The organism is Paenibacillus sp. sgz302191 (assembly GCF_057749925.1).
Genome location: NZ_JBYLHY010000029.1, coordinates 82464 through 107555, shown reverse-complemented (window position 1 = coordinate 107555; position 25092 = coordinate 82464). Strand labels below are relative to the sequence as shown.

Sequence of the window (25092 nt, the reverse complement as noted above, 5' to 3'; positions counted from 1 at the left end):
GCCTGAACCAGTTCGTCATTTAGCAAGGTGAACGCGGCCGGGGAGAGCTTTTGTCTGGCCTCGGAAAAGGACTGTTTCGTATACGTTGTCGTTGTCGCCTCTTCTGGCATGAACATCTCGCGAAATTTATCCAACTCCAACTGCGTCGATTTTCGGACCATGCGGAGGATGAGAAGCAGCAGCGGAAAGAAACCAATCTTGCGATTGCGTTTAAAATCCTGCGTATTCTTCTTCGCGCTTTCTTTGAATTCCTCGCTTTTCATCTTGTTAAGCACACGGGATAAGGCCGTTTTTCCGTTTTTTTCACGCGCTATCATCCGTTTCTATCGTTTACCTCTACTATACCAAAATCTACTAACCTGACAACATTGGGGGTATGGTGGCGGTGCATCGCTGTGTCACGGCTGCATAGTGTTACCGCATGGCGGTGCTGCATGGTGGCGGTGCGATGGCGGCATAGCGGTACTGTATGGTGGTGCTGCATGGCGGTACTGCATGGCCGTGCTTCATGGTGGGGGGCATGGCCGGGCTACATGGCTGTACGGTGTTACTGTCTGGCTGGGCTACTTTGTGACAGTGCGATGGCGGCATAGCGGTGCTGCATGGTGGTGCTGCATGACCGTGTTTCGTGGTGGGGGCATGGTGGCGGTCGCATCTTTTGGTAGCGATTTCAAACACTTCGTCGTGGGCCAATGCTGGAGCATAGCTCGGTTCGCCCGCCCCGGCAGCCGTTCTTGAACCTGCCTGGACTCGGGCACGCCGAAAAACCTGCGATTGTGCCGATAGTGCAGGCTTTTTCGCTGAAAGTGACTCGTTTTGGCAAAAAGCCTGCGATTGCAGCAATTTTCGGTGGAAATGCGCCCGAGCGGGCACATGTGTTCGATAAAAAACCTGCAAAAGTGCAGGCTTTTTCACTGAAAGTGGCTCGTTTTGGCGAAAAGCCTGCGATAGTGCAGGAATTTTCGCTGAAAATGAATCTGAGCCCATGTTTGCGGCGAAAAACCTGCACTTTTGCAGGAATATTTCGTCCCAAGCACATCGCCGGGCAAAAAACTGTACTTTTGCAGGTTTTCCTCACGCTGCCATGCATGCCATGCCACGCCAAGTATCTGCCGCTGCCTCGAGCCATTGCAGAGCTACGCAAGGCCAGGCCAAGTATCTGCGCTGACTCAAGCCGCTTTGCCGGGCCGACCCGGGCTGTGGCGCCGCATGGAAAACCCGCCCTCAAAGCCCGGGCGGGTTCGGCAAAAAACCCCCTTTCACGTCCAACATTCAAGTTGTACGTAAAAGGGGGTTCGCGATTTATGCCGGCGAAGCTACTTCATCTTCTCCCGAAGATGCGGCGTCTGTGCCCTCCAGGAAAAACTGGACGAGTTTGACATGCTTTTTCAGCGATTTTTCGTGAATCAGGTTGATTTTGCCGTTATCGAGCGTTCCGAATACGTAAATCAATTCCTCATTATCGTGCGACCAGTCGAAGCCTTCGAGAATGCTCAACGACTGCGTCCATTCCTCGTTGTACTGTCCCTCCGGGAATAAGAACCGGTTGGCGTACAGCGCGATGCTTTCCTGAATGACGCGGTTGGCGGAAGTGTACGAAGCCAGTCCCGGCTGTTCAGGCATCATCGGAAGGATCGTGTTAAAGAACTGATGCAAAATTTCCACGTAGGTGGACGGGTCTTGACGAATTTTGCGCTGCAGCTCGTAGGAAGGCTGCATTCTGCCGGAGAACAGCATCGTTGCCGTCGAATACAACCAGCTGAAGCACGTAAAGTTGCGGTTGAACGCCGTCAAGTTGCTGCGGCGCTCCACGCCGGCCGCTTTGAGATAAATGTTATGGTCCACTACCTGCTGAATGACCAGATTGAGCGGATCGATCGAGTCGAAGGAATGGCCCAGTTCTTTGCTCACAAGCTGTACTTTGGAGTTAATATCGCCGAACAACTGCTGCTCTTCTTCCTCGGACAGGCCGATATAGATTTGCACGGCAAGCTCCGTTTCCATCAAATCCAGCCGTCTGCCTTCCAACTGGCTCACAACGCCTTCGGTTTGATCCACTTCCTGTTTCAGCTCGGCATCTTCCGGAAATCTGCGCTGTTTGATTTTTAACAGAGCGAGCTTTTTCTCGTACCGCCGCACTTCCTTTTGCATCTGGTCGTTGACGTAACCTAGCGCCAGAATCCGGTGCTGCCCGTCGAGGATGCTCAATTTGCTGCCGTGTCTCAAGAGAAACTCCTTGTCGCCCTTGGACAGCTGGTTCACCTCGCGCAAAGACAGCGTTACCGGTCCGAAAAATACATGATCCAGCTCGCGCTCCTGCAAATACGTAGAAATTTTCCGTCTTTGCATATTGCTGAGCTTCCGTTGAACCATCGGATCGATCATCGTGTAGTTAAGCAAATCCTGTACGCGAAGAGCGACCGTGGCCAGCCCGAATTTGTCACAAAATGGATGAATCGTCATCCGCAAACGCAAACCTTCCATTAGCCCGCATCCTCCTTATCGCTGATGAGAAAAACATTTTGCTCCTGGTAGAAGCCTTTGATGAATTGATATGCTTTCATAATCCGCGAACGTCTTGGAAGACGGTCCTTTTCATCGCCCGCATAAATGCCGTTCCAGTTCACATGCGGCAATATTTTCAAAGCGTGCTCCAATGCGTACCGATTGAATTTTCCGGTTTTTGTCGCTTCTTCGTGGATGAAGAGCGCCAGCGCGATTTGAATGTTTTCGCTCCAGACCAGCTCGCCTTTGGTCGGCGTCGGCAAATAGTTTAGCAATCCGCTGAAATAAGAAGCCGCTAACGACACATGCTCCTGCAGTTCCTTGTCTTCGTATTGATACCCGTTGTTTCGCGCCGCCGATTTCATCCGGCCTTCAAACAGAGCGACCAAAATTTCAATCAGCAGGTGATAGGAAAACAAATATTCAGGCGCTTTGCCGCGCTCGGAAAACATATCAACCGTCAGCGTCTGCATAGCCGGCGCTTTGGCGGCCAGCTCCGTTGCGGCGACATGATAAAATCTGCGCTGATCGCGAAGAACGGCCAGATTTCCGCCGATTTTGCGCGGAAGCTTGTTGATGTCGGAAAATAACTGGCGCTCTTGCCGGGCGTTAATGTCCAAATAAGTCATCGTCGAGATCGGGAATGCGTACAATCTGCGCAGCTTCTCCGTAATCTCTTCCATTTTATCGTATTCCCGGCGGTCTTTGGCCCGCGCCATTTGGCTTTGCAATGTTTCCATAATGCGCTGAAAAGCGGCCAGGCGATGCTGTCCGTCGACGACATACAGCTTTTCGATTGGCTGCAAGCGAAGCATCCGCTGCTCCTCGTCATAATGGCCCGCTCCCCGTGCCGAAAAAATAATGCCGGGGAAATAAATCGGCTGCCGGTCTTCCAAATACAAATTGACATAATCGATCAGTTTGGACAGATTGCGCGGAATAATCGCGCGCTGCACTTCCAAATCCACTTCATAGATCGAAAACAGCTTGCTCATCGGCAATGTTGCAGCTATGGTAGGCTGTCCGAAGGTATGCCCCAATGTTCCCGGGATTTCTACAAACGTTGAATGTTTTTGCTCAGCCAAGAGCTCGGATAATGAATTAATAGCATCCATCATAGGTACCCCTTTCAAATCAATATTCGATACGGTTCTCTTTCTCCTATTTTTTCCAAAAAATCTTAGTTTCATTCTATTGAACGAAGCCATTCTCCAATTCGGCGCGCGGCTTCGAGCAGCCTTTGCTCATCCTGTACGATGGCGATTCTGACAAATCCCTCCCCCTCTGCCCCGAAAGCGTCTCCGGGAATGACGACAACGCCTGCGCGGTAAAGCATTTCCCGGGAAATTTGTCGAGAGGTCCAGCCTTGCGGCACAGGGGCCCAAATAAACATGGTCGCTTTGGGCGGACGAATATGCCAGCCCGCTTCGGCAAGCGCTGCAAGAAACGCGTCTCTCCGGCTTTGGTAAATCCCGGCAACGGAATGCTCATTTTCCATATCTTCTTCCAAAGCTGCAATGCCTGCGGCTTGAACGGCCTGAAACACGCCGTAATCAATATTGGACTTAAGCGTCTTCAGAGCTTTCACGGCTTCGGCATTTCCCGTCAAAAAGGCGATCCGGCAGCCTGCCATGTTAAAACTCTTCGATAGCGAATGAAATTCGACGGCAACCTCCTTGGCTCCTGCAATTTCAAGAATGCTCATCGGCCGATATCCGTCAAAAGCCATCTCCGAGTACGCCAAATCATGCACAACGAGCAGTTCGTGCTTTTTCGCATAAGCGACCAATTGTTCGAAAAAAGCCCGGTCTGCGACAGCCGCCAACGGATTGCTCGGATAATTGAGCAAAATAAATTTCGCCTGCGCAGCGACATCCGCCGGAATATCGTCCAGCTTCGGCAAATAATCGTTATCTGCGCGAAGCGGCACAAGATACGGTTTAACCCCGGCCAAAACAAGGCTTGCGGAATAAATCGGATAGCCGGGATCGGGCACGATCGCCATATCGCCAGGGTCGCATAACGCCAGCGCCAAATGCGCCAGACCGTCCTGGGAGCCCATCAGCGTTAAAATTTCATCGGCCGGATCGAGTTCGACGCCGAATCGGTACCGATACCATTTGGCCACCGCTTCGCGAAACTCCGGGCTTCCTTCCGAGGAAGGATAGCCGTACAGCTTCGGGTTGCCCACAGCTTGCGCAATCGCTTCGAGAATCCGCTTTGAAGGCGGCAAATCGGGACTGCCGATACCTAAATCTATGACGTCTACCCCTTGGTTCATAACCTCTCTCTTCCATTCGGCTACCTCTGCAAAAATAGCCGAACCAAGCCGGGTCAAACGTTCGGAACCTTTAATCTTCATGGACAAAAACCTTCTTTTTATTAATTAACGTAATAAATCATTTAATATGTTCTACAAACCCGTTCCAATTCCTGTCTGATGAACTTGCCTGATCATAAAGAACAGGAAGGCCGCAAGGGCCAGATAAACAGCGCCGAACGTCCATCTGGTGCGAACCGGGACATCGTAATATTCGTTAAGCTCGTCGAGCGGAACGAAGTCGATTTTGACATGAATGCCCAAATGCAGCCCGTATCCGTTGTCCGTGCGTTCGATGCCTTCGATCTCTTTGTGCAGATGCTCGACTTTCACGACGGATACTTTCTTGATCAGCGCTTGTCTCGGCAAATGCAAATAGCCTTCGAACCCGATGGCTTGCCACCACATCACGATTTTTTGGCTGCCTTCGGCCTGCGCGTCCAGCTCGGAGAAAGTCGTAAACTCAAGCTCGCGGGTATGGCCTTCGCCGGGAACGATCATGCCGTGCTGCAGCAGATGCTCAGCATTAAACTCGAAGCGCGTGTTCGCCGATCTGACTCCGCCTTTATTCCTGTTTTTCACATATTTATTATACAAATCCCATGCAAACATCAACCAAATAATGAAAAACAAGATGCTCTCCATATAGTAAATGACGACAAGCCCGCCGACAAGTCCGACAAGCCAGAGCCAGCGGGTTACGGCGGTGGAAATTCTGCCTCCGTCAAGCGGATGTATCGGCAATAGATTGATCAGATTGAGATAAAATCCAAGATACGATATGGAAACAAGAAGGGGAGAGCCGACAGCCACGCCAAGTCCAAAGGCGGCTACCGCACCGACAGTCCCGAGAATGGGCCCGCCAATCCCGATGAAAGCCTCTGTGGCCGCATCCCTGGGATGCTTTTTCATCGTGATCAAAGCTCCCAGAAATGGAATAAATACAGGGGCTGTGACGGGAAGTCCCTTGATTTTGGCCGCAAGCACATGGCCCAGTTCATGAATAAGAATCATAATCACGATTCCGATGGCAAAAGGCAGCGGCGCCATGATCGCGTAAGCTCCTATGCTGATAAACATGCTGATCACGACTCCGCCGAATTTCCCCAGTTTGAGCAGCGGCAGAATCAGCTTGGCCTGCGATACAAGAAACATTCCGATTGCGCCAAGCACCCAGAATGGATTTTTACGATTCGGTTTGCCCGATTGCGCCATGGCTTCACTCCCTTCCCCATACCGCCTCGTAGTCCTCTTCCTTGAACCCTACGGTCACTTTGCTGCCGTCCGTTACGATCGGCCTCTTGATCAACCTGCCGTTGGAGGCAAGCAGTTCCAGCATATCCTGCTCGGACATGCCCGGCAGCTTGTCCTTAAGTCCCATTTCCTTATACACTTCGCCGGAAGTATTGAAAAATTTCTTGATCGGCAGTCCGCTGTCAGCCAGCAGCTTGGCCAGTTCCGCAGAGGAGGGCGGCGTGTCGAACAGTGGGACATTTTCCGCGACGTCCACGTCATGCGCCTTCAACCATTTTAACGCGCTGCGGCACGTCCCGCATTTATCATAACAAAAAACTTTTACTCCCACGACGCTGTTTTCTCCTTTTATTGCGATAATGTATAACTATTCTTAAAATTTTGGGCCAAACGGGCGGGAAAGTCAAGTTGTACTTGCTTTTTCGGACAGTGCAAATAACCATTCGGAAAGTCCGATTGGTTTTTGCATGCTATGCGATTCGCGGCCTACGCCCTCAGCCATGCCTGCAATTGGGCCAGATCCGCCGGCAGCGGAGCGCCAAATTCCGCCCATTCCCGCGTCCCGGGATGAACGAATCCGAGCCTGAACGCGTGCAGCGCCTGCCTGTCGAGCAGCCCAGCAACCTCGCGGGCCTCGTCGCTTTCCGCAAAGTCCGGAAGCACATACATTTTGTCTCCCAGCAGGGGATGGCCCAAATGTTTCATATGCACGCGGATTTGATGCGTTCGCCCCGTTTCCAGCCACAGCCGGACCAGAGCGGCATCGGCATACTGCTCGACCACCTCGTAGTGAGTGACGGCCGAATATCCGGCAGGCGTCACAATCCGCACATGAGGCTGCTCGGGGTCGCGGTCGATCGGCGCATCGATCGTCCCTTGCTTTTGGGCCACATCGCCCCATACGAATGCGAGATACTCTTTCTTGACCGTATGCCTGATCATTTGTTCGGATATTTGCTGGTGAACGTAAGGGGTCTTCGCAATGGCGAGCACGCCGGACGTCTCTTGATCGAGCCTGTGGACCGGACGAAAGCGGCAGCTGATCCCCATTTGCCGCCAATGATGCACGACGGCGTTGGCAATCGTATTGACGTAATGCCCGTGCGTCGGATGTACGATGATGCCTGCCTCTTTGGCTACAATGAGCAAATGCTCGTCCTCGTGCAAAATGTGGAGAGGCAGGTCCTGCGGCAAAATATCTTCCGATTCCTCCTGCTCCATCCTCACTTCAACCCTGTCGCCTGCGGCTACTTTGACACTGATATACTGTCTGGCGCCGTTCACCGTAATGCCTTGCTCCGTCAGCTTCAGGCGGGATAGCAGCTTGCGGGAAACCATCAGCCTGTTGTGCAAAATCGTTTTCAGCAGCATGCCCTCTTCCTCGGGAGGAACGACGTATACCAGCGGCTCGTAGTAGCTCATGATTTGCGGCGGAATACGTGCCCGCTGCGCTCGTACTCCACGTCCGCGACACCTTCGCGGAAATTCGCCGTACGGGCGACGGTAAAGAACAAATCGGACAAGCGGTTCAAATACCGCCGTACTTCCGGATTAATCTCCTGCGTGCGGGCCAATGTGACCACCCGGCGCTCGGCCCGGCGGCATACCGTCCGGCAAATGTGGATCGCGGAGGATACACGGCCGCCGCCCGGCAAAATAAACCGCGAAATGTCCGGCGTCTCCGCATCGTACTTGTCGATCCAGCCTTCCAGCGCATCGACCATGTCGGATGTGACTTTGTAGGGGCGGATTTCTTTTTTCAGCGTAGCCAGATCCGAACCGCAATCGAACAGCTCGTGCTGCACCTTCAGCATATCCTCCAGCAAATCTTTGAATTTGTCCGGGTCCATGAAGCTCATCGCTTGCCCGAGATAACAATTCAGCTCGTCTACGGTCCCGTAAGCCTCAACCCGGTCATCGTCCTTGTCGACTCTGCCGCCGACTACGCCGGTTTGCCCCGCATCCCCCGTGCGCGTATAAATTTTCATCAGGCTCATCCTCCTTTATTGCCGCTTCGATACATGTATAATCTCATAAATGCGATTCATATCCAAATGCCGGCGCACATGATCGGCCAGCCGGTCAAAAGCGGCTTCCCGTCGCTGCTTGAAGCCCGGTCCCGCTTCCAACGGAGCAAGCCCTTTTTGCCTGCGGATCTCGTTCAGCCAAGCTCTGCGCAAATCGTCGTTATGCAAAATGCCGTGCAGGTACGTCCCCCAGACGCGCCCTCCAAAAGCGGAAGCCCCGTCACCGTGCAAATCGTCCCGACCCGCAGGAAGCACATCGGCCTCATGCCGGGCTTTCACCCGAAAAGGCGGCTCCACGTCTTCGACATACGAGGTTCTGCCCATGTGAATCTCATAGCCGTCGATCGCGATTTCCGGCCGGGCTGCCGCAAACAAGGCGCTGTAGCCCTGCACCTGAACGGTGCGCTTGTCGACCGTAAACACGGTCTCCGTCGGCAAAAGCCCCAATCCTTCAAGCTCGGGATAACCCGCTTCGAGACCGTCCGGATCGAGCAATCTTCGGCCCAGCATTTGATAGCCGGCGCATATCCCCGCGACCCAGCCCCGCTCTGCAAGAGCAAACTGCACAATGCGCTCGGCAAGCCCCGATTCCCGCAAATAACGCAAATCGTCCATCGTGTTTTTGCTGCCCGGCAGCACAACCGCATCCGGCTCCCCCCACTCCGACAAATGCGAAATGTAGCGGAAATGAACATCGCTCTCTTCCTGCAGCGGATCGAAATCAGTAAAATTGGACAGCCGTGGCAGACGGACGACCGCGATATCAAGCTTGTCCGCCGGCCGGGGCCGCGAGACGGGGTCCCGCTCACGCTTCGCGCGCTTGGCGTCGAGCGAAGCGGAATCCTCATCCTCGATGCCAAGCTGCGGCATATAGGGAATGACGCCCAGCACCGGCTTGCCCGTACGCTCCTCCAGCCAGTCGAGCCCCGGTTTCAGCAGAGTGATGTCTCCGCGAAACTTGTTGATGACGAACCCCTTCACCCTGTCCCGCTCCTCGGGCGTCAAAATATCCATCGTCCCGACAATCGATGCGAACACCCCTCCGCGATCGATATCGGCCACGAGCAGGACCGGGCTGTCCGCCCAACCCGCAAGCCGCATGTTGACGATGTCGCGGTCCTTCAGGTTCACTTCGGCCGGACTGCCGGCGCCCTCCAGAACGACGAGATCATAGCCGCTGCGCAGCCTTGCGAGCGCGTCTTTCACAATTTGCTCGGCCTGCGGCAAATACGTTTCCCGGTACGTCCGCGCATCCAGATCCCGGAGCGGCCTGCCGTGCACCACCACCTGGGCGACCATATCCTGTTTGGGCTTGAGCAAAATCGGGTTCATGTCGGTCGTAGCCAAAATGCCGCAAGCGTCGGCCTGAACCCCCTGCGCCCTGCCGATTTCTTTGCCGTCGTAAGTGACGTATGAATTCAGCGACATATTTTGCGATTTAAAAGGCGCGGTACGCAAGCCGTCCTGTACAAAAATGCGGCAGAGTGCCGCAGTTAAAATGCTTTTGCCGACGTCGGACGCCGTCCCCTGGATCATCAATGCAGCCGCATACGGCGTTTTATCGCTCATCGTCGCCGCCTCTTTCCCGGAACGTCTGCAGCATGGAGCGCAAACCTCCGACCAGCCGTTCGTTCTCTTCCCTGAGCCGCACCGCCACCCGGCAGTAACGGCGATCCAGCCCTTCAAACAAGGACGCATCCCGGATTAAAATGCCCTGCCGCCCCATAACCTGCTGCGCTTCTTTCACGGTAACGCCCGACTGCTTAGGAAAGGCGAACAGCAAAAAGTTGACATCGCTCGGCACGACTTCCAAACCGAGCCGCTCCAGCTGATCCGTCAGCCACGGCTTTTCCGCCGCAAGCCATGCTCTGCTCGCCCGTTCGAACTCCTCATCGTCGAGCACCGCCGAACCGATCAGCTGCGCCAAGTAGTTCACGCTCCACTGCACCTGCATCGCCTTCAGCTGTGCGATCCAGTCCGGATGCGCAACCACGAAGCCGAGCCGGATGCCCGGAATGGCGTAAAATTTCGTCATCGAGCGCAGGACGAACAAACGTTTGCTATCGGCCGCCGCCCGCAGCATCGAATGCTCGCGCTCGTCCGGCACGAAATCCATGAACGCCTCGTCGAGCGCCAGACGGACGCCGCTTTGTTCAAGATCGCGCAGCACCCGGCGGGGAATCAGTTTGCCCGTAGGATTGTTCGGATGCCCGAGAAAAAGCAAATCGCAGAACGATTTCGCCGCGGCCACATCCTCTTGCTGCAGCACGAACTCATGTTCTCTGTGCAGCGGAATGGAATGAACCGAGCCGCCGGACCCCAGAACCGCTTCCTCGTACTCCGTAAAGGACGGTCTCGCCAGACCGGTAACGACCGTTTTAAGCGCTCTTGCCACAAGATCGATCAGCTCCGCAGCTCCGTTGCCGACCAAAATACTTTCCGCAGGAATATCGTATTTGCGGGACAATTTGCTGCGCAGCTCGCGCACCGCAGGGTCCGGATATTTTACCACATCCTTCCATCGGCTGCGCATAATATGCTCAACGACGGAAGGAGGCCCGAGCGGATTCATATTCGAACTGAAATCGAGAAACTGTTCTTTCGGGCGCCCGAAAGCCTCTTCCGCCGTCCACACATCCCCTCCGTGTCCAAAACGTTCCAGCATCAAAACTCACCTCTCTATATGTGAATGAAGACCGCAGCGGCAGCCAGCAGGAGCAAAGCCTCCAGCAGTTCGTTCAAAGCGCCGTACGTGTCCCCGGTCAATCCCCCAAGCTTGCGGCTGATATAACCGGCAATGCCGCAGCCGGCCATGAACGTCCCGAGCGTAAAACCTGCGGTTATCGTCCAGATGTTCAAATATTCGGAAACCGGAACTGCTGACGCATGGACCGCCAAAACCGTAAGCGATGTCGCAAGCAGCGCCGCCGCCGTACACATGGCCACTTCCTTCCGCCCTACGCCCTGAAATAAACTGCCGAGTCCGGATTCGCGCCGGGCGTAAGGCCATCCATAGATCGCTGCGGCCATAAACCAGCGGCTCCATATCGGAATGATCGCCAGCAGCATGCCGCCCGTCAGCCGAACACCAGCGGAAGGAACGTCCAGCAGCGTGTAAAGCAGCGAGAGCTTCAACAGCAAATGCAGAACGCACACGATAACCCCCATCGCGCCTACCCTGCTGTCTTTCATAATTTCCAGCATCTGTTCGCGCGGTCTATGGCTGAGTATGCCGTCCGCCGTATCCATCAAACCGTCCAGGTGCAGACCGCCGGTGAGGATGACCCAAAGCGCGAGAAGCAAGACCGCCGCCGGAAAAGCGGGAAGCGCCAGCCTTAAGCCCGCTCCCGCACCGGCGAGAAGCAGCCCGATGACTGCGCCGGCCAGCGGGTAAAAAACGACGCTTCGCCGAAACACCTGCTCCGTATAAGCAATCTGCACCGGAACCGGCAGTCTTGTCAAAAACTGAAAAGCTGCAATGAGTCCATGCAGCCAGCCTACCACAACATCGCGATTGCGCATAGCATTCCTCCCATCGCGGCAAAACTGACGCCGTACAGTATCCGTACGGCGAGTACGATATCCCGCTGCGTCCGCTCCCGCAGCGGCCAGCCGAGGCGCGCCCGCTCGCTCTTGGCGCCGCCGTAGACGTTCAGCCCGCCCAGCTCGATCCCGAGCGCTCCGGCTACCGCCGACTCGGGAATCCCGCTGTTCGGGCTGGGGTGCAGGTGCGCGAAGCGGCGGATCGCTGCCGCTGCCCGCTTCGCCGAAAGCCCCGGCTGCAGCAGGGCGACGAGCACGAGCAGGAGGCCGGTCAGCCGGGCCGGAATCCAGTTCATGACGTCGTCCCAGCGGGCCGACGCCCAGCCGAATTGGCGGTACTTCTCATTTTTGTAGCCGACCATCGAATCCAGCGTATTGGTCGCCCTGTAGAACATCGCCAGCGGCGCTCCGCCGAGCAGCGCATAAAACAGTGGAGCGATGACCGCATCCACGATGTTCTCCGCCACCGTCTCGACGACGGCCCGAGTCAATTCCGCCTCCCCGAGATGCGCGGTATCGCGGCCCACGATATACCCCGTGTACTTGCGGGCGTCGTCCATATTGCCGCTGCGCAAAGGCACGGCCACCAAATATGCGGCATCCTTCAGCCCTTTGACGGCGACCGTCGTCGAAATCAGCCACGTCGACACGGCATATCCGAGCCATTCGTGCACCGCTCGGGCGGCCAGCACGAGCAGCAGCGCTGCGCCGAAGCCGAGCAGCACCGTGGAGAGCGCCAGCAGCACGCCTTTGGCCTTCAAGGCCGCTCCCCGGAGCAGCCGGCGCTCCATGAATTGAATCCACCTGCCTATGTAGACAACCGGATGCGTCAGCCATTTGGGATCGCCGACGATCCAGTCGAGTGCGAGAGCCGCCGCCGTCATGACGGCCAGCTCTTTCCAAGAATATACCCACCACATTGCCGTTCCCCCGAAGCTATCCTGCCAATGCTCATATTCGTCTTCATCGAAAATTCCTGCAAAATCCAGACTGTCGAAAGCCTCTCGCCTGTTGAAAAACCCCCAAGCCGGTGTCGATAGCCGCAATCTGCCTGGCAGTGCGAAAAAACCTGCAAAAATACATGAATTTGCAGCCTTGATCCGCCAGCCACGAACAATTCCTGCAATTGTGCAGGCTTTTCGCCGCATGACATGGACTCAGGTTGATTTTGGCAAAAATTCCTGCACTTTCGCAGGCTTCTCACCAAAACAAATCGATTCTGCAGGAAAAAACTGTACTTTTGCAGGTTTTCTCCTGTCCTGGCCTTGCAAACCGTCTCACGACCGCCCGCCATACAGCCGCGTAACGTCGGTAGTCGCGATCTGCCTGGCGGTGCGAAGAAAACCTGCAAAAATACATGAATTTGCGACCTTGATCTGCCTGCCAAGAACAATTCCTGCAATTGTGCAGGCTTTTCGCGGCCGGACATGGACTCAGGTTCATTTTGGCAAAAATTCCTGCACTTTCGCAGGCTTTTCGCCAAAACAGACCGATTCTGCAGGAAAAAACTGTACTTTTGCAGGTTTTCTCCTGTCCTGACGTACAAACCGTCTCATGACCGCCCGTCATACAGCCGCGTAACCACGCCAGGGGAGGCACAACCGGGAGCGCGCGGCTGCGCCAAGCATTAGGCGTCCCCTCTAGTGTCGTCACTTTCTCGGGCAGCCTGATAATCGCAGGTTTTCTCCCCGCCAAGCCGCCTTGTCCCCCCACTTCAGCGCCACGACCCGTGAGGAGAGGCGCAGGTTGGGAAAGAGCGGGGGCGGCCCTTTATCAAGCTTGTTGTTAGTCATCTTCCGCATCTAATCCAGCCGGTACGCCCTGCTTTTCAACTCGATCGGGATTCCGGCCGTCACCAGGAACACCTCGCCGCACACTTCGGCCAGCCGCTGGTTCATCCGTCCGGCCAAATCCCGAAAGCGTCGTCCCAAAGGATACTCCGGCACGATCCCGTCCCCGACTTCATTGGTGACGAGCACCAATTGTCCGCTGTAGGAGGACACGGCGCGGACGAGTTCCTCGATTTGCGCCATAATCGCTTCCGGCTCGCTCTCATGGCGCAGCAGCCAGTTCGACAGCCACAGCGTCAGGCAGTCGACCAGCACCGAAGCTTCCGCGCTGCGCCCGTCCGCCTGCAGCCGGAGCAGAAGCTCCCGCAGCGCATACGGCTCCTCCAGGGTTTCCCACGGAAACCCCGACTCCAGCCGCTGCCGCTGATGCAAACTGACCCGCTCCCTCATTTCCTCATCGTAGATTTGCGAGGTCGCGATATAAATGCCTCTGGCGCTGCCGCGCATCGCCAGCCTCTCGGCGAAGGCGCTCTTGCCGCTGCGCGCGCCGCCTGTTACCAATACTGCCATGATCGGACCTCCCGCACCCGCTCGGCTCAAACTTCCTACGAGCGGGACACGCCCGCGCTCTCGAAAGTCGCCATCTCCCGCATAATTTTGCTTGCGGCATCGATCAGGTTAAAGGCAAGCACCGCGCCTGTCCCCTCGCCAAGCCGCATATCCATTTGCAGCATCGCTTCGAGGCCGATCGCCTGGAGCAGCCGGGCATGACCCTGTTCGTGCGACAAATGTGAAGCGAGCATGTACGGCGCGCACACCGGCGCCAAGCGGCTGGCCACCAGCGCAGCCGCCGAAGAGATGAAGCCGTCGATGACGACCGGGCAGCGGTTCTTCGCCGCTCCGAGGATGACGCCGACGAGACCGGCGATCTCCAGGCCGCCGACTTTGGCCAGCACGTCGAGCGCATCGTCGGCATCGGGGGCGTTCACTTCCAGCGCTTGTTTGACGACGGATTGCTTGTGCAGCCATCTGGCATCGTCAATGCCAGTGCCTCGTCCTACCGCCATCCCCGCATCAAGTCCGGTCATCGCGCAAAGAATCGCCGCGCTCGCCGTCGTATTGCCGATTCCCATATCCCCTGTAGCAAAAAGCCGGAAACCTTTGCCGGCAAGCTCATCCACCACTTCGATCCCGGCCATAATCGCCTGCTGCGCTTCCTCACGCGTCATCGCCGCTTCGCGGGCCATATTGCGCGTGCCTTTGCGCACTTTTTTCGATACAAGCTGCGGATGCTCCAGATCCGCGTTTACACCGATATCGACGCAGACGACTTCCGCCCCGGCATGCCGCGCCAGCACGTTGACGGCCGCGCCGCCGTGCACGAAGTTCAGTACCATCTGCGGCGTCACTTCCGCCGGAAACGCGCTGACGCCTTCCTCGCAGACGCCATGGTCGCCGGCCATCACGATGACGGCTTTTTTCTCGAATACAGGCTTTACTTCACCGGTAATGCCGGCTGTCTGGCACGCGATCGCCTCCAGCTTGCCCAAGCTTCCCGGCGGTTTCGTAAGCTGATCCAAATGCCGCCCGGCCAGTTCGGCGAACTCCTGATCGATCGGTTGAATAGCGCTGATTTCTTGATCTAATCTAGACATCATTTCATCCCTCGCATTTTCAGTTATTTGCCGGGCTGCAGCAATATTTGCGGCGCCCGGTTCAACGGATGCTCCAGCACGATCGGTTCGGTTCCGTACACCTCTGCGATCAGCCTGCTCGTTATAATTTCCTGCGGCGTCCCTATGGCCGCCGGCTTGCCGTCATGGACGACGAGCAGCCTGCTGCAATACTGCGCAGCCAGGTTCAAGTCATGCAGCACGGCTACGACGGTCAAACCCTCTTCCCGCTGCCATGCCCTGACATAATCCATCATCTGGATTTGATATCCGATGTCCAAAAAGGTCGTCGGCTCGTCGAGCATCAGCAGCCTGGGCTGCTGAGCCATTACTTTGCCGAGCGCTACGCGCTGCCGCTCACCCCCGCTAAGGCGGTCTACCGTGCGGCCGATGAGCGGTTCCAGATGGAGCTTCTCCACGATGCTTGCAATCAAATGCCCGGCATTCTGCGAATCTTCGCCAAGCCAGTTTTGAAACGGGTACCGGCCCATCTCCACGACCTCCCGCACGGTGAAGCCGACAGGCGGCAGGGCGTCCTGCTGCAGCACGGCGAGCCGGCGGGCCAGCTCCTTGCGGCTGTAGGAAGCCACCGGCCTGCCGGCCAATCGCACATCGCCTGCGGAGGCCGGGTCGATGCCCGACATGATCCGCAGCAGCGTCGATTTGCCGCTTCCGTTAGGCCCGATAATGCCGAAAAATTCGCCCGCTTCGACCTCGAAACTCATATGTTGCAGCACCTGCTTCCCGTGGAAGCTTTTCGAAACGCTTTCGACTTGTATCATCAAGATCAACCTCTCTGCGCTTTCTTATCTTTGTTCAACAAGTAAGCGAAGAACGGCGCCCCCAAAAAGGCGGTAATGACGCCGAGCGGTATTTCCGTCGGGCTCAGCAGCGTGCGGGCCAACGTATCCGCCCATAGCACATAAATTCCGCCGCCGAGAACGGATAAGGGCATAATCAGGCGGTAATCGGGGCCGACCAACAGGCGCACCAGATGCGGGATAATAAGTCCTACAAAGCCGATAACTCCGGCCACGGATACGGCCGCCGCCGTAACGAATGTCGCAACGATCAGTGCGGTCAATTTCGTCCGTTCGACATTGACCCCGAGATGGGCGGCTTGGCGCTCGCCGAGCGCGAGCAGGTTCAGCGATCTGGCCAAGCCGATCAATACCGCAAAGCCGATAAGCAAATAAGGCGTTACCAACGCCGCGTAGGACCAGCCCCGCAATGCCAGGCTGCCCATCAGCCAAAATACGATTTCGTTAATGACTTGGTTGGATAAAGATACCATGAACGCAACGATCGAGCCCAGGAACGCCTGCATGACCACGCCTGAGAGAATGAGCGTCTCCAGCTTGAGCTTGCCGTCGATTTGCGCCAGCTTCAGCACGAGCAGCAGCGAAATAAGCCCGGTACCGAACGCCACGGCCGGAATCGACCATTGCCCAAGCCAAGAATACTGCAGCCCGAAATAAATCAGAAAAGCTGCGCCCACCGAAGCGCCCGAAGATACGCCCAGCGTGTAAGGATCGGCCAGCGGGTTGCGCAGCACTCCTTGAAAAGCCGCCCCCGCTACCGACAGCGAGGCGCCCACAAGGATGCCGAGCATGACGCGGGGAAGCCGGACTTTCATGATGATCTGCTCGGAAGATTGCGGCCAATCCGCTTCGATTCGCTCTCCCAGCCACGGAATGTGCTTGCCGATAATACCGGCTATTTGCAGCACATGGACATGGGCCGTGCCCAAAGACAAGCTGATCAGAATAGAAAGAAGAAGGAGTAAGACTCCTACTCCTCCCCACAGCATCAGTTTTCTTTTCATCTACTTCACCAGTTCGGGGTAAATCGCCTTGGCCATGGCAAGCAGGCCGTCCGTTATTCTTGGGCCCGGGCGGCTGAGCAGATTTTGATCGATGCCGACAACCCGGTTCGTTTTCACGGCTTCAATCTGATCCCATCCGCTGCGTTCGCGAATGATCGCGTCGAGCGTTTTTTTGCTCTTGTCATCGGTCACGCCAGCCGCGAAAAGAATGACGTCGGGGTTTTGCTGAATGATCTTCTCTTCGCTGATTTGGTACCAGCCCTTCTTGTCCCCTGCAACATTGACGCCTCCGGCCAGTTGAATCAGCTCGTCCATAAATTCGCCGCTGCCGACCGTCCAGCCTGCGCTGAATTCGACGTAGACCTTTTTCTTATTGGCCTGCTTCACGTCTTTCACGGCGCTGACCACTTTCTGGCGGTCCGCTTTCATTTTGTCCGCCACCTGCTCCGCCTGTTCCTGATGATCCGTAATGACCCCGAACGTAAGCACGTCGGCAATGGCGTCGTCGAGCGTCTTGGGCTCCACTTTAAACATATTGATATTCATCGCGCGAAGCTTTTCCACAGTGTCGGCCTTCATCGAAACGCCCGTGAAAACGATGTCCGCATTAGCAGCGATGACCGCCTCTTGATTCGGCTTCGTAATGCCGCCCATCTTCGGCTTCGATTTCGCCGCCTCCGGATAATCGTCCAGGTCCGATACGCCGACAATCTGATTGTCGAGCCCTATAGCAAAAAGCGCTTCCGTCTCGGCGGGCGATACGGATACGATCCGCTGCGGCGCCTTGTCAAACGTAAATTCTTTTCCCGTCGCATCCTTGATTTTGAGCGGGTACTGCGTCTTTTTGGACGCTTTGGCGGTTGACGCAGCCGTCGCCGTCGCGGACGGGGCTTTCGTTTCGCCCGCTCCCAGCTTGGCCGGGTCCGTCAGCTCCGGCTGCTTCTCCACTGTCTTGCCGCAGCCTGCAAGACTGATTGCCGCAGCTGCGGCAAGAGCCAGCAGCGCGGTCTTTTTCCACAAGCTCACTTTCATCTCGCTTTTCTCCTTTTCCTCGTCCGTCAGGACTTCCAGGACTTCCATCCTGCCAAAAAATCCCCTGCCGTTTCCCGAAGGAACAGCAGGGGACGATAAATCCAGGCAGCTGACAGCCGCCGGCTGCTCCCTGATTTAACGCCATCCTTTTCCTCGAAGGAAGTCGTGTACGGCACCATAGGCAGGTCTCCTGACTTTCGGGTATCGAGCTTCCCCGCCTTCCCATCCCCTAAATCGGAACAGTGGCATCATGAGGAACATTCCCGGTTACAGTGGCGGGACCGCGCCGGATTTGCACCGGCTTCCCTTTTAAGCGGCAGCGCCCGATCGATCGGGCACAGCTGCCGGCACCTGTGGCTGCATAGCTACAACATTCAGTATCTCTTTGTCGATTATAGATGAGTTTCCCGGCATGTACAAGCCGAAGGCGAATTACTTCGCGGCGATGACCTTCAGCACCTGCTTGGCCTCATCGATTTGTTTAAAGTTTTGTGGAATAAAGGCGGTTAGCCCTTTGCCCTCCAGCCCCTGCTCTTTCAGCCATTTGTTGCCTGCCATCGGAATGCCGTAAAGATGCTTTTCCGCCGGCTTTCCGTCCTCGGCTAGTTCCATAACCCCATCCGGATAATCCTCCGGCTTGATCACGTCGTCAAGAGCTACGAACCCGGCCTGCTTGGACAGCGCTTTAAACTGTTCGTCCGGCAAAATAAGAATGCCGTTGCCGCCGGCGGCAAGCTCGACAATCATTTTTTCCATCGAAAAAATCGGCGTTGAGACGAACTTTACGGTCGGCTTCTCGCCTACCTTGGCCGCAAGGGAAGCTTCCAGCTTGTCGCCGATTTCCGAAGGAAATCCGTTCGCTCCCATGGCGAAAATAGGCACATCAGGCTTCGGGCCTCCGCACCCGGCCAACAGCACCGCCAGCATGGCGATGCTCACTAAAAGCAGCTTGATTCTCATGCAGTTTCAATCCTTCCGAAGTTTTGTACGGTCATAAGAAAAGCCGGCTCATCACCGACTTTTTTTGCCTCTATTCATATATTCGTTTATTTTTTGATCGAGGACTGTGCTGAGCTCGACGACGGCTTCGGAAGTCATTTCCTTGCCTTCGACAACCATCTGTTCGAGCATCCGTCTCAAAGAATGAATCTCTTCTTCGAGCGGACTCAAGGAGGCGGATTTCTTAGCATGCTTGATCAACCAGCTACGATCGGAATCATCTTCCCGAATTTGGAAATGTTTGTTATATGAAGCAAGTTGATATTCCATAAAAGCCATGCTCTTCCCTCCTTACCTCAAGGATACCAGTTTTTGTCCCTATTGAAAATATCTTTTTAAAATGTTTTACATTTTTTTGATGAATTTTCCTATTCGTTCTAATGCTTCATTTAGCTGGGAAACGCTATACGCATAAGAACAGCGCAGGAAGCCTTCTCCGCCAAGCCCGAATACGTGTCCGGGAACTGCCGCCACCTTCGCTTCGAACAGCAATCTTTCGGCAAATTTCTCCGAAGTCATCCCCGTCGCCGCAATGCTCGGAAACGCGTAAAACGCGCCCTGCGGCTCGTGGCATTCGAGCCCGATCTCGCGAAATCCTTTGACGATCAGGCGCCGGCGCTGATTGTACGATTCCATCATGCGGTCTTTCTCTTCCAGCCCGTTCTTGAGAGCTTCGTGGGCGGCCACCTGCCCCATAATCGGCGCGCACATCACCGTGTATTGGTGAATTTTGGTCATCGCGGAAATCAGGTCGGAGTGCCCGCACGCATATCCCATGCGCCAGCCCGTCATGGCGAACGCTTTGGAAAAACCGCTCACAAGGATGGTCCGGTCCTTCATTCCCGGCATGGCCGCGAAGCTCACATGCTTTTGTCCGTACGTGAGTTCCGCATAGATTTCATCCGAAATGACGATCAGGTCGTTCTCCTCGACGACTTTGGCGATCGGCAGCCAGTCTTCATAAGTCATAATGCCGCCGGTCGGATTGCTCGGATAGCACAAAATCAAAATTTTGGATCGGGGCGTTATCGCCGCTCGCAGCGATTGCTCGGTCAGTTTGAACTGGTCTTTGGCAAATGTCTCGATGCCTACCGCTTTCCCCCCGCTGATGGTCGTGATGGGCGAGTAAGAGATATAGCACGGCTCGGGGATCAAAATTTCATCCCCCGGCGTAATCAGCGCCCGCAGCGCGAGGTCGATCGCTTCGCTTCCTCCTACGGTCACCAGCACCTCGTCGCCGGGCTCGTAGCTTACCTGGAACGAATTGTGCAAGTATTCGGCAATCGCCTCCCGCAGTTCCGGTATTCCCGAATTCGGCGAATATTTGGTCCGGCCCCGTTCCAGCGAATATACGGCGGCTTCGCGAACGTGCCAGGGCGTGGAAAAATCCGGCTCCCCGACCCCCAGCGAAATAATATCTTCCTTGCTGTTGCTGACCAGATCGAAAAATTTGCGAATGCCCGATGGCGGGATCGCTTTTACCATAGGAGCCAAATAATCCGTCATCGACTTTGGCTTGCGGACCGTCGGTTCATCTTTAATCATGGCGAAATTCTCCCTTACGGCGAGACGAGCATTCGGTGATCGTCCTCTTGATCCTCGAAAATAATGCCGTCCTGTTTATATTTTTTCAAAATAAAATGAGTTTTCGTCGACAGCACGCGGTCGATTGGCGAAAGCTTGTTGGAAACGAACGAAGCGACTTCCTTAAGCGATCTGCCCTCGATCTCGACGAGCAGGTCGTAGGCGCCGGACATCAAATAAACGGATCTTACTTCCGGATATAAATAAATCCGTTCCGCAATCGCATCGAAGCCGCGGCCGCGTTCCGGCGTAATTTGCACTTCAATCAGGGCCGTAACCTTCTCATCATCCACCTTGCTCCAATTGACAACCGTGGCGTATTTGACGATGACCTTATCCGCTTCCATCTCGCGTATCGCCTGCGCTACCTCAGCCTCCGGCGTTCCCAGCATGGTGGCAATCAGTTCCGCGCTGCGGCGGGCGTCTTCCTTCAATATTTCGAGAATTTTAAGCTTCAAAGCATCCATGGTTAACCCTACCTTTCGTTGGTGGAAATATGTTCATCTTTCAATCTTACAATGAACTGCTGTCCGAATTCAATCCTGGCGGAGCAAAAGCATTTTACAAACCGAGCCTTCCCAATTTACAGTCGTCTAACATTCGCTTTATATAATGAGTTTCGAAGAGAACATAGACAAAAACGTAGGGAGAGAAACCATTTTGTTAAAAAAAGGATCTTTGATGATGAGCGCAGCGGCTCTGCTGATTTTCAGCGGCTGCGGAACTAACGGACAACCTGCAGCAACGCAAGGCGCGCAATCGACACCCCAATCGTCTCCGAAACAAGAAGCCGCAAGCCCGGTTTCCGGCAAGCTTTCCTTCTATACATCCCAACCGGAGGAAGATGTGACCAAACTAGTGGCGGCATTCAATAAGAAGTATCCCGATGTGAAGGTCGAAAGCTTCCGTTCCGGCACCGAGGAAGTAACCGCCAAAATTCAGGCGGAAAACCAGGCCGGCAAAGTCCAGGCGGATGTGCTTCTGCTGGCCGATGCGGTAACTTTCGAAGGGCTCAAGAAGCAAAATTTGCTAGGCTCCTATAAATCGCCGGAGTTATCCAAAATTCCGAAGGATCTCGCAGACCCGGACGGCATGTACACGGGCACGAAAGTGATGGCGACCGTACTGGCCATTAATACGCAAAAAGTAAAAACGCCGCCGACCTCCTGGAAGGCGCTAGCGTCCGCTGAGAGCAAGGATGCCGGCATCATGCCGAGTCCGCTGTACTCCGGCGCTGCAGCATACAACGTGGGCGTATTGACGCGTACCGACGGCTTCGGCTGGGACTTCTTCAAAAACCTCAAGGCGAACAACACGTCTGTGGTAAAAGGCAACGGAGCCGTACTGAACGCTGTAGCCGGCGGCGAGAAGTCGTACGGCATGGTGGTCGATTATTTGGTTGCCCGCGAAAAAGCCAAAGGCTCGCCGGTCGATCTGATCTACCCGACGGAAGGCGTGCCCGTCATTACGGAGCCAATCGGCATCATGAAAAATGCCGCCAACGAAAAAGCCGCCAAAGCATTCGTCGATTTCGTGCTGTCCGAAGACGGGCAAAAAGTGTCCTCCGATATCGGGTATACACCGATCCGCGAAGGCGTCGCTGCGCCGAAAGGGCTGAAGAGCATTTCCGAATTCAAAGTGATTTCCTCGGATATTACCAAGCTGGCGGAAGCCCGCGACGCGGATAAAAAACAATTCAGCCAAGTGTTCGGACAATAGGAAGCGGAGCGCATCATACATGTCGGATTCAGAACCAACTCAGCTTGCGAGGGAGAACGGCAGGGTCGGCCCTGCCCTCCCCGGAAGCTTTTCCCGAATCGCAAAACGCATTGCCGCAGCGCTTCTCCTGCTAGTTCTTGCAGTGCTGTTTGTCGTCCCGGTCGCCAAGCTTGTCTATTTAAGCGCGCAGGGGAATGCCGGACCGACGTTCGAGCATTACGCCGAAATGCTGCGCCAGGCCCGTTTATGGAAAACGCTGAAAGATACGTTCGTTATCGTCGCAGGCTCTACCGTCGTATCCTGCATATTAGGCGTCGTAGCCGCCTGGTTGATAGCCTTTACGGACATTAAGCACAAAAAGCCGCTGCATATGGCGATGCTGCTCCCTTTAATACTGCCGTCCTACGTCTTGACGTTGTCCTGGTCTTCGTTTATGGGCAATCAAGGGGTAGTCGCCCAGGTGCTGCACGGGTTTAGCCCCGATATGAAACCGTGGAGCATGTACAGCTACGGCGGCATTATTTTCGTTATGGGCATTCATCATTTTCCGCTCGTGTATCTCTTGACGGTGGAAGTGCTGAAAAAAATTCCCCGCGATCTGGAATGGGCGACAAGAGCAAGCGGTGCGGGCAAATGGAAAACGTTTTGCCTCATCACGCTCCCCCTCGCTTTGCCTGGCCTGACGGCCGGAGGGCTGCTCGTTTTTCTCGCTTCTTTGGACAACTTCGGAATCCCGGCTTTTCTCGGCATTCCTAAAAACATTTCGGTTTTGAGCACACTCATTTATGAGGAAATTATCGGATTCGGCCCTTCCGCATTTGCCAGAGGGGCGGCTTTGTCCGTCATGCTTGGCATTATCGCCATTATCGGGACACTATTGCAATGGCTTGCCGTCCGAAAAATTAAAGCCGCAGACTCGATCGCCATCGACAACAGCCCTCGCTATTCGCTTGGCAAGTACCGGAGATTGGCGACGTCGGCCGTCTGGGCCGCTTTGGCTCTGATCACCGCCGTTCCCCTTGTATCCATGGTCGCCATTTCTTTGAAGAAAGCGTATGGAGTCCCGTTTAAGGCGGCGAATTTAACTTTGTCCAACTATCGGTACATCCTGCTGGACAATCCGAAGGTGTGGCAATCGATCCAAACCAGCCTGGTGCTGTCCGTCACTACATTCGGCATCTGCCTCGTGCTCGGGTCCCTGCTCGCTTACGCCAGGGTGCGCAACCCTTCCTGGGTGACCAAATCGGCGGAGCTCGCCGTCGCCCTGCCTTACACGCTGCCGGGAATCGTATTCGGCTTATGCATGATTTTCACCTGGATGGAGCCGATTCCCGGCTGGAATCCCGGCATCTACGGCTCGGTCCGGATTTTGTTCATCGCTTACGTATGCCGTTTTCTCATTTTGCAAGTAAGAGCGGGCATAACGGCTTTCACTCAGATCGACGTTTCGCTGGAGGAAGCGGCCCATGTTTTCGGCGCCGGTTTTTGGCGCAAGTGGGTTTTCGTGCTTTTGCCGCTGCTGCTGCCAGGGCTGCTTAGCGGGGCGTTTCTTGTCTTTTTGACCGCATTCACCGAGCTTACGGTATCCGCTCTGCTGGGGTCCACAGGCTCGCAAACGATCGGGGTTACGATATTCAGCTTCGAACAGGCCGGCAGCACCTTGTACTCGACCGCTCTGTCCAGCTTGATCGTCGTTCTGATCCTGCTCGGAATGATCGTTCTGCAAATCCTGCAAAAGCTTCAAACCAAAAGAGGAGATCAGCAGCCATGAGCATTCAGTTAATCGAAGTCAGCAAATCATTCGGGAGCTTTCAGGCGCTCAAATCTTTGAATCTCGCCATAGCCGAAGGGGAGTTCGTCGCCATACTCGGTCCGTCCGGCTGCGGCAAAACGACGCTGCTCAGACTGCTTGCCGGATTCGAGCAGCCGACAACCGGAGAAATTTATATGAATCAAACGCAGGTAGCGAAGCCCGGCTTCAGCCTGCCTCCGGAAAAACGCAGAATCGGCATGGTGTTTCAAGCTTTTGCCCTTTGGCCTCACATGAATGTGACGGAGCATGTGCGCTTTCCGATCCGTCACCATAAAGGAATCCCTGCTTCCATTCGCAGCAGGGAGCAGGACCGCATCGCCGGCGTGCTGCAAATGGTCGGCTTGTCCGAGCACGGCAGCCGTATGCCCCACGAGCTATCCGGCGGGCAAAAGCAGCGGGTGGCGATTGCCAGAGCCATCGCCGCCGAGCCTTCCCTCCTGCTGATGGACGAGCCGCTCAGCAGTCTGGATGCGATGCTGCGCATGGATATGCGCAGGGAAATCCAGGCGGTTCATAGACAGACCGGCACCGCCATCGTATACGTCACGCACGACCAAGGAGAGGCCCTGGCTATGGCGGACCGGATTGTCGTGATGAAAGACGGGCGCATCGAGCAGGTCGGAACGCCGCAGGACATTTATTTGCGCCCCGAAACCGAATTCGTCGCCAAATTCGTGGCCAAAGCGAACCTGGTTCGCGGACGCTGGAACCTGGATACGTTCGTGCCGACAAGCTCGGACGGCACCGTGCAGTGGCTCGGCCGCCGTGTGGCCGGCCATTTCAAATCATGCGGCCTGTACCCCGTCAGGCCGGATCAATTTGAGCTGTGTGCCCCTGACCAGCCCGGCATTCGCGGCGAAATCGCGAACATCCAGTTTCAGGGCAGGGAATATCACTATCATATTCAGTCGGAAGACGGGCAATGGGAGATAAGCTCCCCCATGCAGTTCCAACTGAATGACAAAGTCTCGCTCCGGCTGCTGGCCGACGAGCGTTAAGAGCCACGCG

25 protein-coding genes, 1 pseudogene and 1 riboswitch are annotated in these 25092 nt (G+C 55.5%); of the genes and pseudogenes, 5 read left to right on the top strand and 21 right to left on the bottom strand.

Going from position 1 to position 25092, the window contains the following annotated elements; translation table 11 throughout:
• Window positions 1-263 (bottom strand): annotated as a pseudogene (locus AC3G2T_RS30780) (hypothetical protein); the annotation flags it as partial.
• Between the two features lie 471 nt (window positions 264-734).
• Here AC3G2T_RS30780 and AC3G2T_RS30775 point away from each other — a divergent pair.
• A complete protein-coding gene (locus tag AC3G2T_RS30775) occupies window positions 735-1379 on the top strand; it encodes a hypothetical protein (protein WP_488437896.1) in 645 nt (214 codons plus the stop codon).
• On the opposite strand, the gene AC3G2T_RS30770 is transcribed toward AC3G2T_RS30775, so the two are convergent.
• The 11 genes from AC3G2T_RS30770 to cbiB form a co-directional block, all read right to left on the bottom strand.
• Complete coding sequence (locus AC3G2T_RS30770; RefSeq protein ID WP_488437895.1) at window positions 1303-2484, bottom strand: DNA sulfur modification protein DndB; 1182 nt, start codon at window positions 2482-2484, stop codon at window positions 1303-1305. The two genes, AC3G2T_RS30775 and AC3G2T_RS30770, sit on opposite strands and share 77 nt — an antisense overlap.
• Window positions 2484-3620: a DNA sulfur modification protein DndB gene (locus tag AC3G2T_RS30765; RefSeq protein ID WP_474685175.1), complete on the bottom strand. Its 1137-nt coding sequence runs from the start codon at window positions 3618-3620 to the stop codon at window positions 2484-2486. The genes AC3G2T_RS30770 and AC3G2T_RS30765 overlap by 1 nt, the downstream gene beginning before the upstream one ends.
• 71 nt (window positions 3621-3691) lie before the next feature.
• A complete protein-coding gene (locus AC3G2T_RS30760) occupies window positions 3692-4867 on the bottom strand; it encodes an LL-diaminopimelate aminotransferase (protein ID WP_488437894.1) in 1176 nt (391 codons plus the stop codon).
• Between the two features lie 51 nt (window positions 4868-4918).
• Complete coding sequence (locus AC3G2T_RS30755; RefSeq protein ID WP_488437893.1) at window positions 4919-6040, bottom strand: site-2 protease family protein; 1122 nt, start codon at window positions 6038-6040, stop codon at window positions 4919-4921.
• A 4-nt stretch (window positions 6041-6044) separates the two neighbouring features.
• Window positions 6045-6410 (bottom strand): arsenate reductase family protein, encoded by a 366-nt coding sequence (locus tag AC3G2T_RS30750; RefSeq protein ID WP_474685087.1) that lies wholly within the window; start codon window positions 6408-6410, stop codon window positions 6045-6047.
• 155 nt (window positions 6411-6565) lie between these two features.
• Window positions 6566-7501 carry an RluA family pseudouridine synthase gene (locus tag AC3G2T_RS30745; RefSeq protein WP_488437892.1) on the bottom strand — a complete coding sequence of 312 codons (936 nt, stop codon included), beginning with the start codon at window positions 7499-7501 and terminating at the stop codon, window positions 6566-6568.
• Window positions 7498-8067, bottom strand: a complete 570-nt coding sequence (locus AC3G2T_RS30740) for a cob(I)yrinic acid a,c-diamide adenosyltransferase (protein ID WP_488437891.1) — start codon at window positions 8065-8067, stop codon at window positions 7498-7500. The genes AC3G2T_RS30745 and AC3G2T_RS30740 overlap by 4 nt, the downstream gene beginning before the upstream one ends.
• 15 nt (window positions 8068-8082) lie before the next feature.
• Entirely contained in the window at window positions 8083-9675 is a 1593-nt protein-coding gene (locus AC3G2T_RS30735; RefSeq protein WP_488437890.1) for a cobyric acid synthase, read from the bottom strand.
• Window positions 9665-10771 carry a threonine-phosphate decarboxylase CobD gene (gene cobD, locus AC3G2T_RS30730; protein WP_488437889.1) on the bottom strand — a complete coding sequence of 369 codons (1107 nt, stop codon included), beginning with the start codon at window positions 10769-10771 and terminating at the stop codon, window positions 9665-9667. Before cobD ends, AC3G2T_RS30735 begins: the two co-directional genes overlap by 11 nt.
• A 14-nt stretch (window positions 10772-10785) precedes the next feature.
• Window positions 10786-11628 (bottom strand): adenosylcobinamide-GDP ribazoletransferase, encoded by an 843-nt coding sequence (cobS, locus tag AC3G2T_RS30725; protein WP_488437888.1) that lies wholly within the window; start codon window positions 11626-11628, stop codon window positions 10786-10788.
• Window positions 11604-12569 (bottom strand): adenosylcobinamide-phosphate synthase CbiB, encoded by a 966-nt coding sequence (gene cbiB, locus AC3G2T_RS30720; protein WP_488437887.1) that lies wholly within the window; start codon window positions 12567-12569, stop codon window positions 11604-11606. The genes cobS and cbiB overlap by 25 nt, the downstream gene beginning before the upstream one ends.
• Here cbiB and AC3G2T_RS30715 point away from each other — a divergent pair.
• On the top strand, window positions 12532-13188 hold the full coding sequence (locus AC3G2T_RS30715) for a hypothetical protein (RefSeq protein WP_488437886.1): 657 nt from the start codon (window positions 12532-12534) through the stop codon (window positions 13186-13188). The two genes, cbiB and AC3G2T_RS30715, sit on opposite strands and share 38 nt — an antisense overlap.
• Window positions 13189-13451: 263 nt before the next feature.
• Here AC3G2T_RS30715 and cobU read toward each other — a convergent pair whose 3' ends face one another.
• The 9 genes from cobU to AC3G2T_RS30670 form a co-directional block, all read right to left on the bottom strand.
• Complete coding sequence (gene cobU / locus AC3G2T_RS30710) at window positions 13452-14009, bottom strand: bifunctional adenosylcobinamide kinase/adenosylcobinamide-phosphate guanylyltransferase (protein WP_488437885.1); 558 nt, start codon at window positions 14007-14009, stop codon at window positions 13452-13454.
• Between the two features lie 35 nt (window positions 14010-14044).
• Window positions 14045-15097 (bottom strand): nicotinate-nucleotide--dimethylbenzimidazole phosphoribosyltransferase, encoded by a 1053-nt coding sequence (cobT, locus tag AC3G2T_RS30705; protein WP_488437884.1) that lies wholly within the window; start codon window positions 15095-15097, stop codon window positions 14045-14047.
• Window positions 15098-15117: 20 nt separating this feature from the next.
• The gene (locus AC3G2T_RS30700) at window positions 15118-15894 is read right to left on the bottom strand and encodes an ABC transporter ATP-binding protein (protein WP_488437883.1); all 777 of its coding nucleotides are present in this window, start codon (window positions 15892-15894) and stop codon (window positions 15118-15120) included.
• A gap of 5 nt (window positions 15895-15899) precedes the next feature.
• Window positions 15900-16937 carry a FecCD family ABC transporter permease gene (locus AC3G2T_RS30695; protein WP_474685098.1) on the bottom strand — a complete coding sequence of 346 codons (1038 nt, stop codon included), beginning with the start codon at window positions 16935-16937 and terminating at the stop codon, window positions 15900-15902.
• Entirely contained in the window at window positions 16938-18017 is a 1080-nt protein-coding gene (locus tag AC3G2T_RS30690; RefSeq protein ID WP_488437882.1) for an ABC transporter substrate-binding protein, read from the bottom strand.
• A 115-nt stretch (window positions 18018-18132) separates the two neighbouring features.
• Window positions 18133-18339: riboswitch (cobalamin riboswitch) on the bottom strand.
• 62 nt (window positions 18340-18401) lie between these two features.
• The gene (locus AC3G2T_RS30685) at window positions 18402-18929 is read right to left on the bottom strand and encodes a hypothetical protein (RefSeq protein WP_474685100.1); all 528 of its coding nucleotides are present in this window, start codon (window positions 18927-18929) and stop codon (window positions 18402-18404) included.
• A 51-nt stretch (window positions 18930-18980) separates the two neighbouring features.
• Window positions 18981-19247 (bottom strand): aspartyl-phosphate phosphatase Spo0E family protein, encoded by a 267-nt coding sequence (locus tag AC3G2T_RS30680; RefSeq protein WP_474685101.1) that lies wholly within the window; start codon window positions 19245-19247, stop codon window positions 18981-18983.
• Window positions 19248-19313: 66 nt separating this feature from the next.
• A complete protein-coding gene (locus tag AC3G2T_RS30675) occupies window positions 19314-20513 on the bottom strand; it encodes an aminotransferase class I/II-fold pyridoxal phosphate-dependent enzyme (RefSeq protein WP_488437881.1) in 1200 nt (399 codons plus the stop codon).
• Window positions 20514-20527: 14 nt separating this feature from the next.
• Window positions 20528-21019: an Lrp/AsnC family transcriptional regulator gene (locus tag AC3G2T_RS30670; RefSeq protein ID WP_474685103.1), complete on the bottom strand. Its 492-nt coding sequence runs from the start codon at window positions 21017-21019 to the stop codon at window positions 20528-20530.
• A gap of 214 nt (window positions 21020-21233) precedes the next feature.
• On the opposite strand from AC3G2T_RS30670, the gene AC3G2T_RS30665 reads away from it, so the two are divergent.
• Genes AC3G2T_RS30665 through AC3G2T_RS30655 form a run of 3 tightly spaced genes read left to right on the top strand, consistent with a single transcriptional unit; the run spans window position 21234 to window position 25082 of the window.
• Window positions 21234-22271 carry an ABC transporter substrate-binding protein gene (locus tag AC3G2T_RS30665; RefSeq protein ID WP_488437899.1) on the top strand — a complete coding sequence of 346 codons (1038 nt, stop codon included), beginning with the start codon at window positions 21234-21236 and terminating at the stop codon, window positions 22269-22271.
• 19 nt (window positions 22272-22290) lie between these two features.
• Window positions 22291-24042 (top strand): ABC transporter permease, encoded by a 1752-nt coding sequence (locus AC3G2T_RS30660; RefSeq protein ID WP_488437880.1) that lies wholly within the window; start codon window positions 22291-22293, stop codon window positions 24040-24042.
• A complete protein-coding gene (locus tag AC3G2T_RS30655; RefSeq protein ID WP_488437879.1) occupies window positions 24039-25082 on the top strand; it encodes an ABC transporter ATP-binding protein in 1044 nt (347 codons plus the stop codon). Before AC3G2T_RS30660 ends, AC3G2T_RS30655 begins: the two co-directional genes overlap by 4 nt.
• Window positions 25083-25092: the final 10 nt, after the last annotated feature.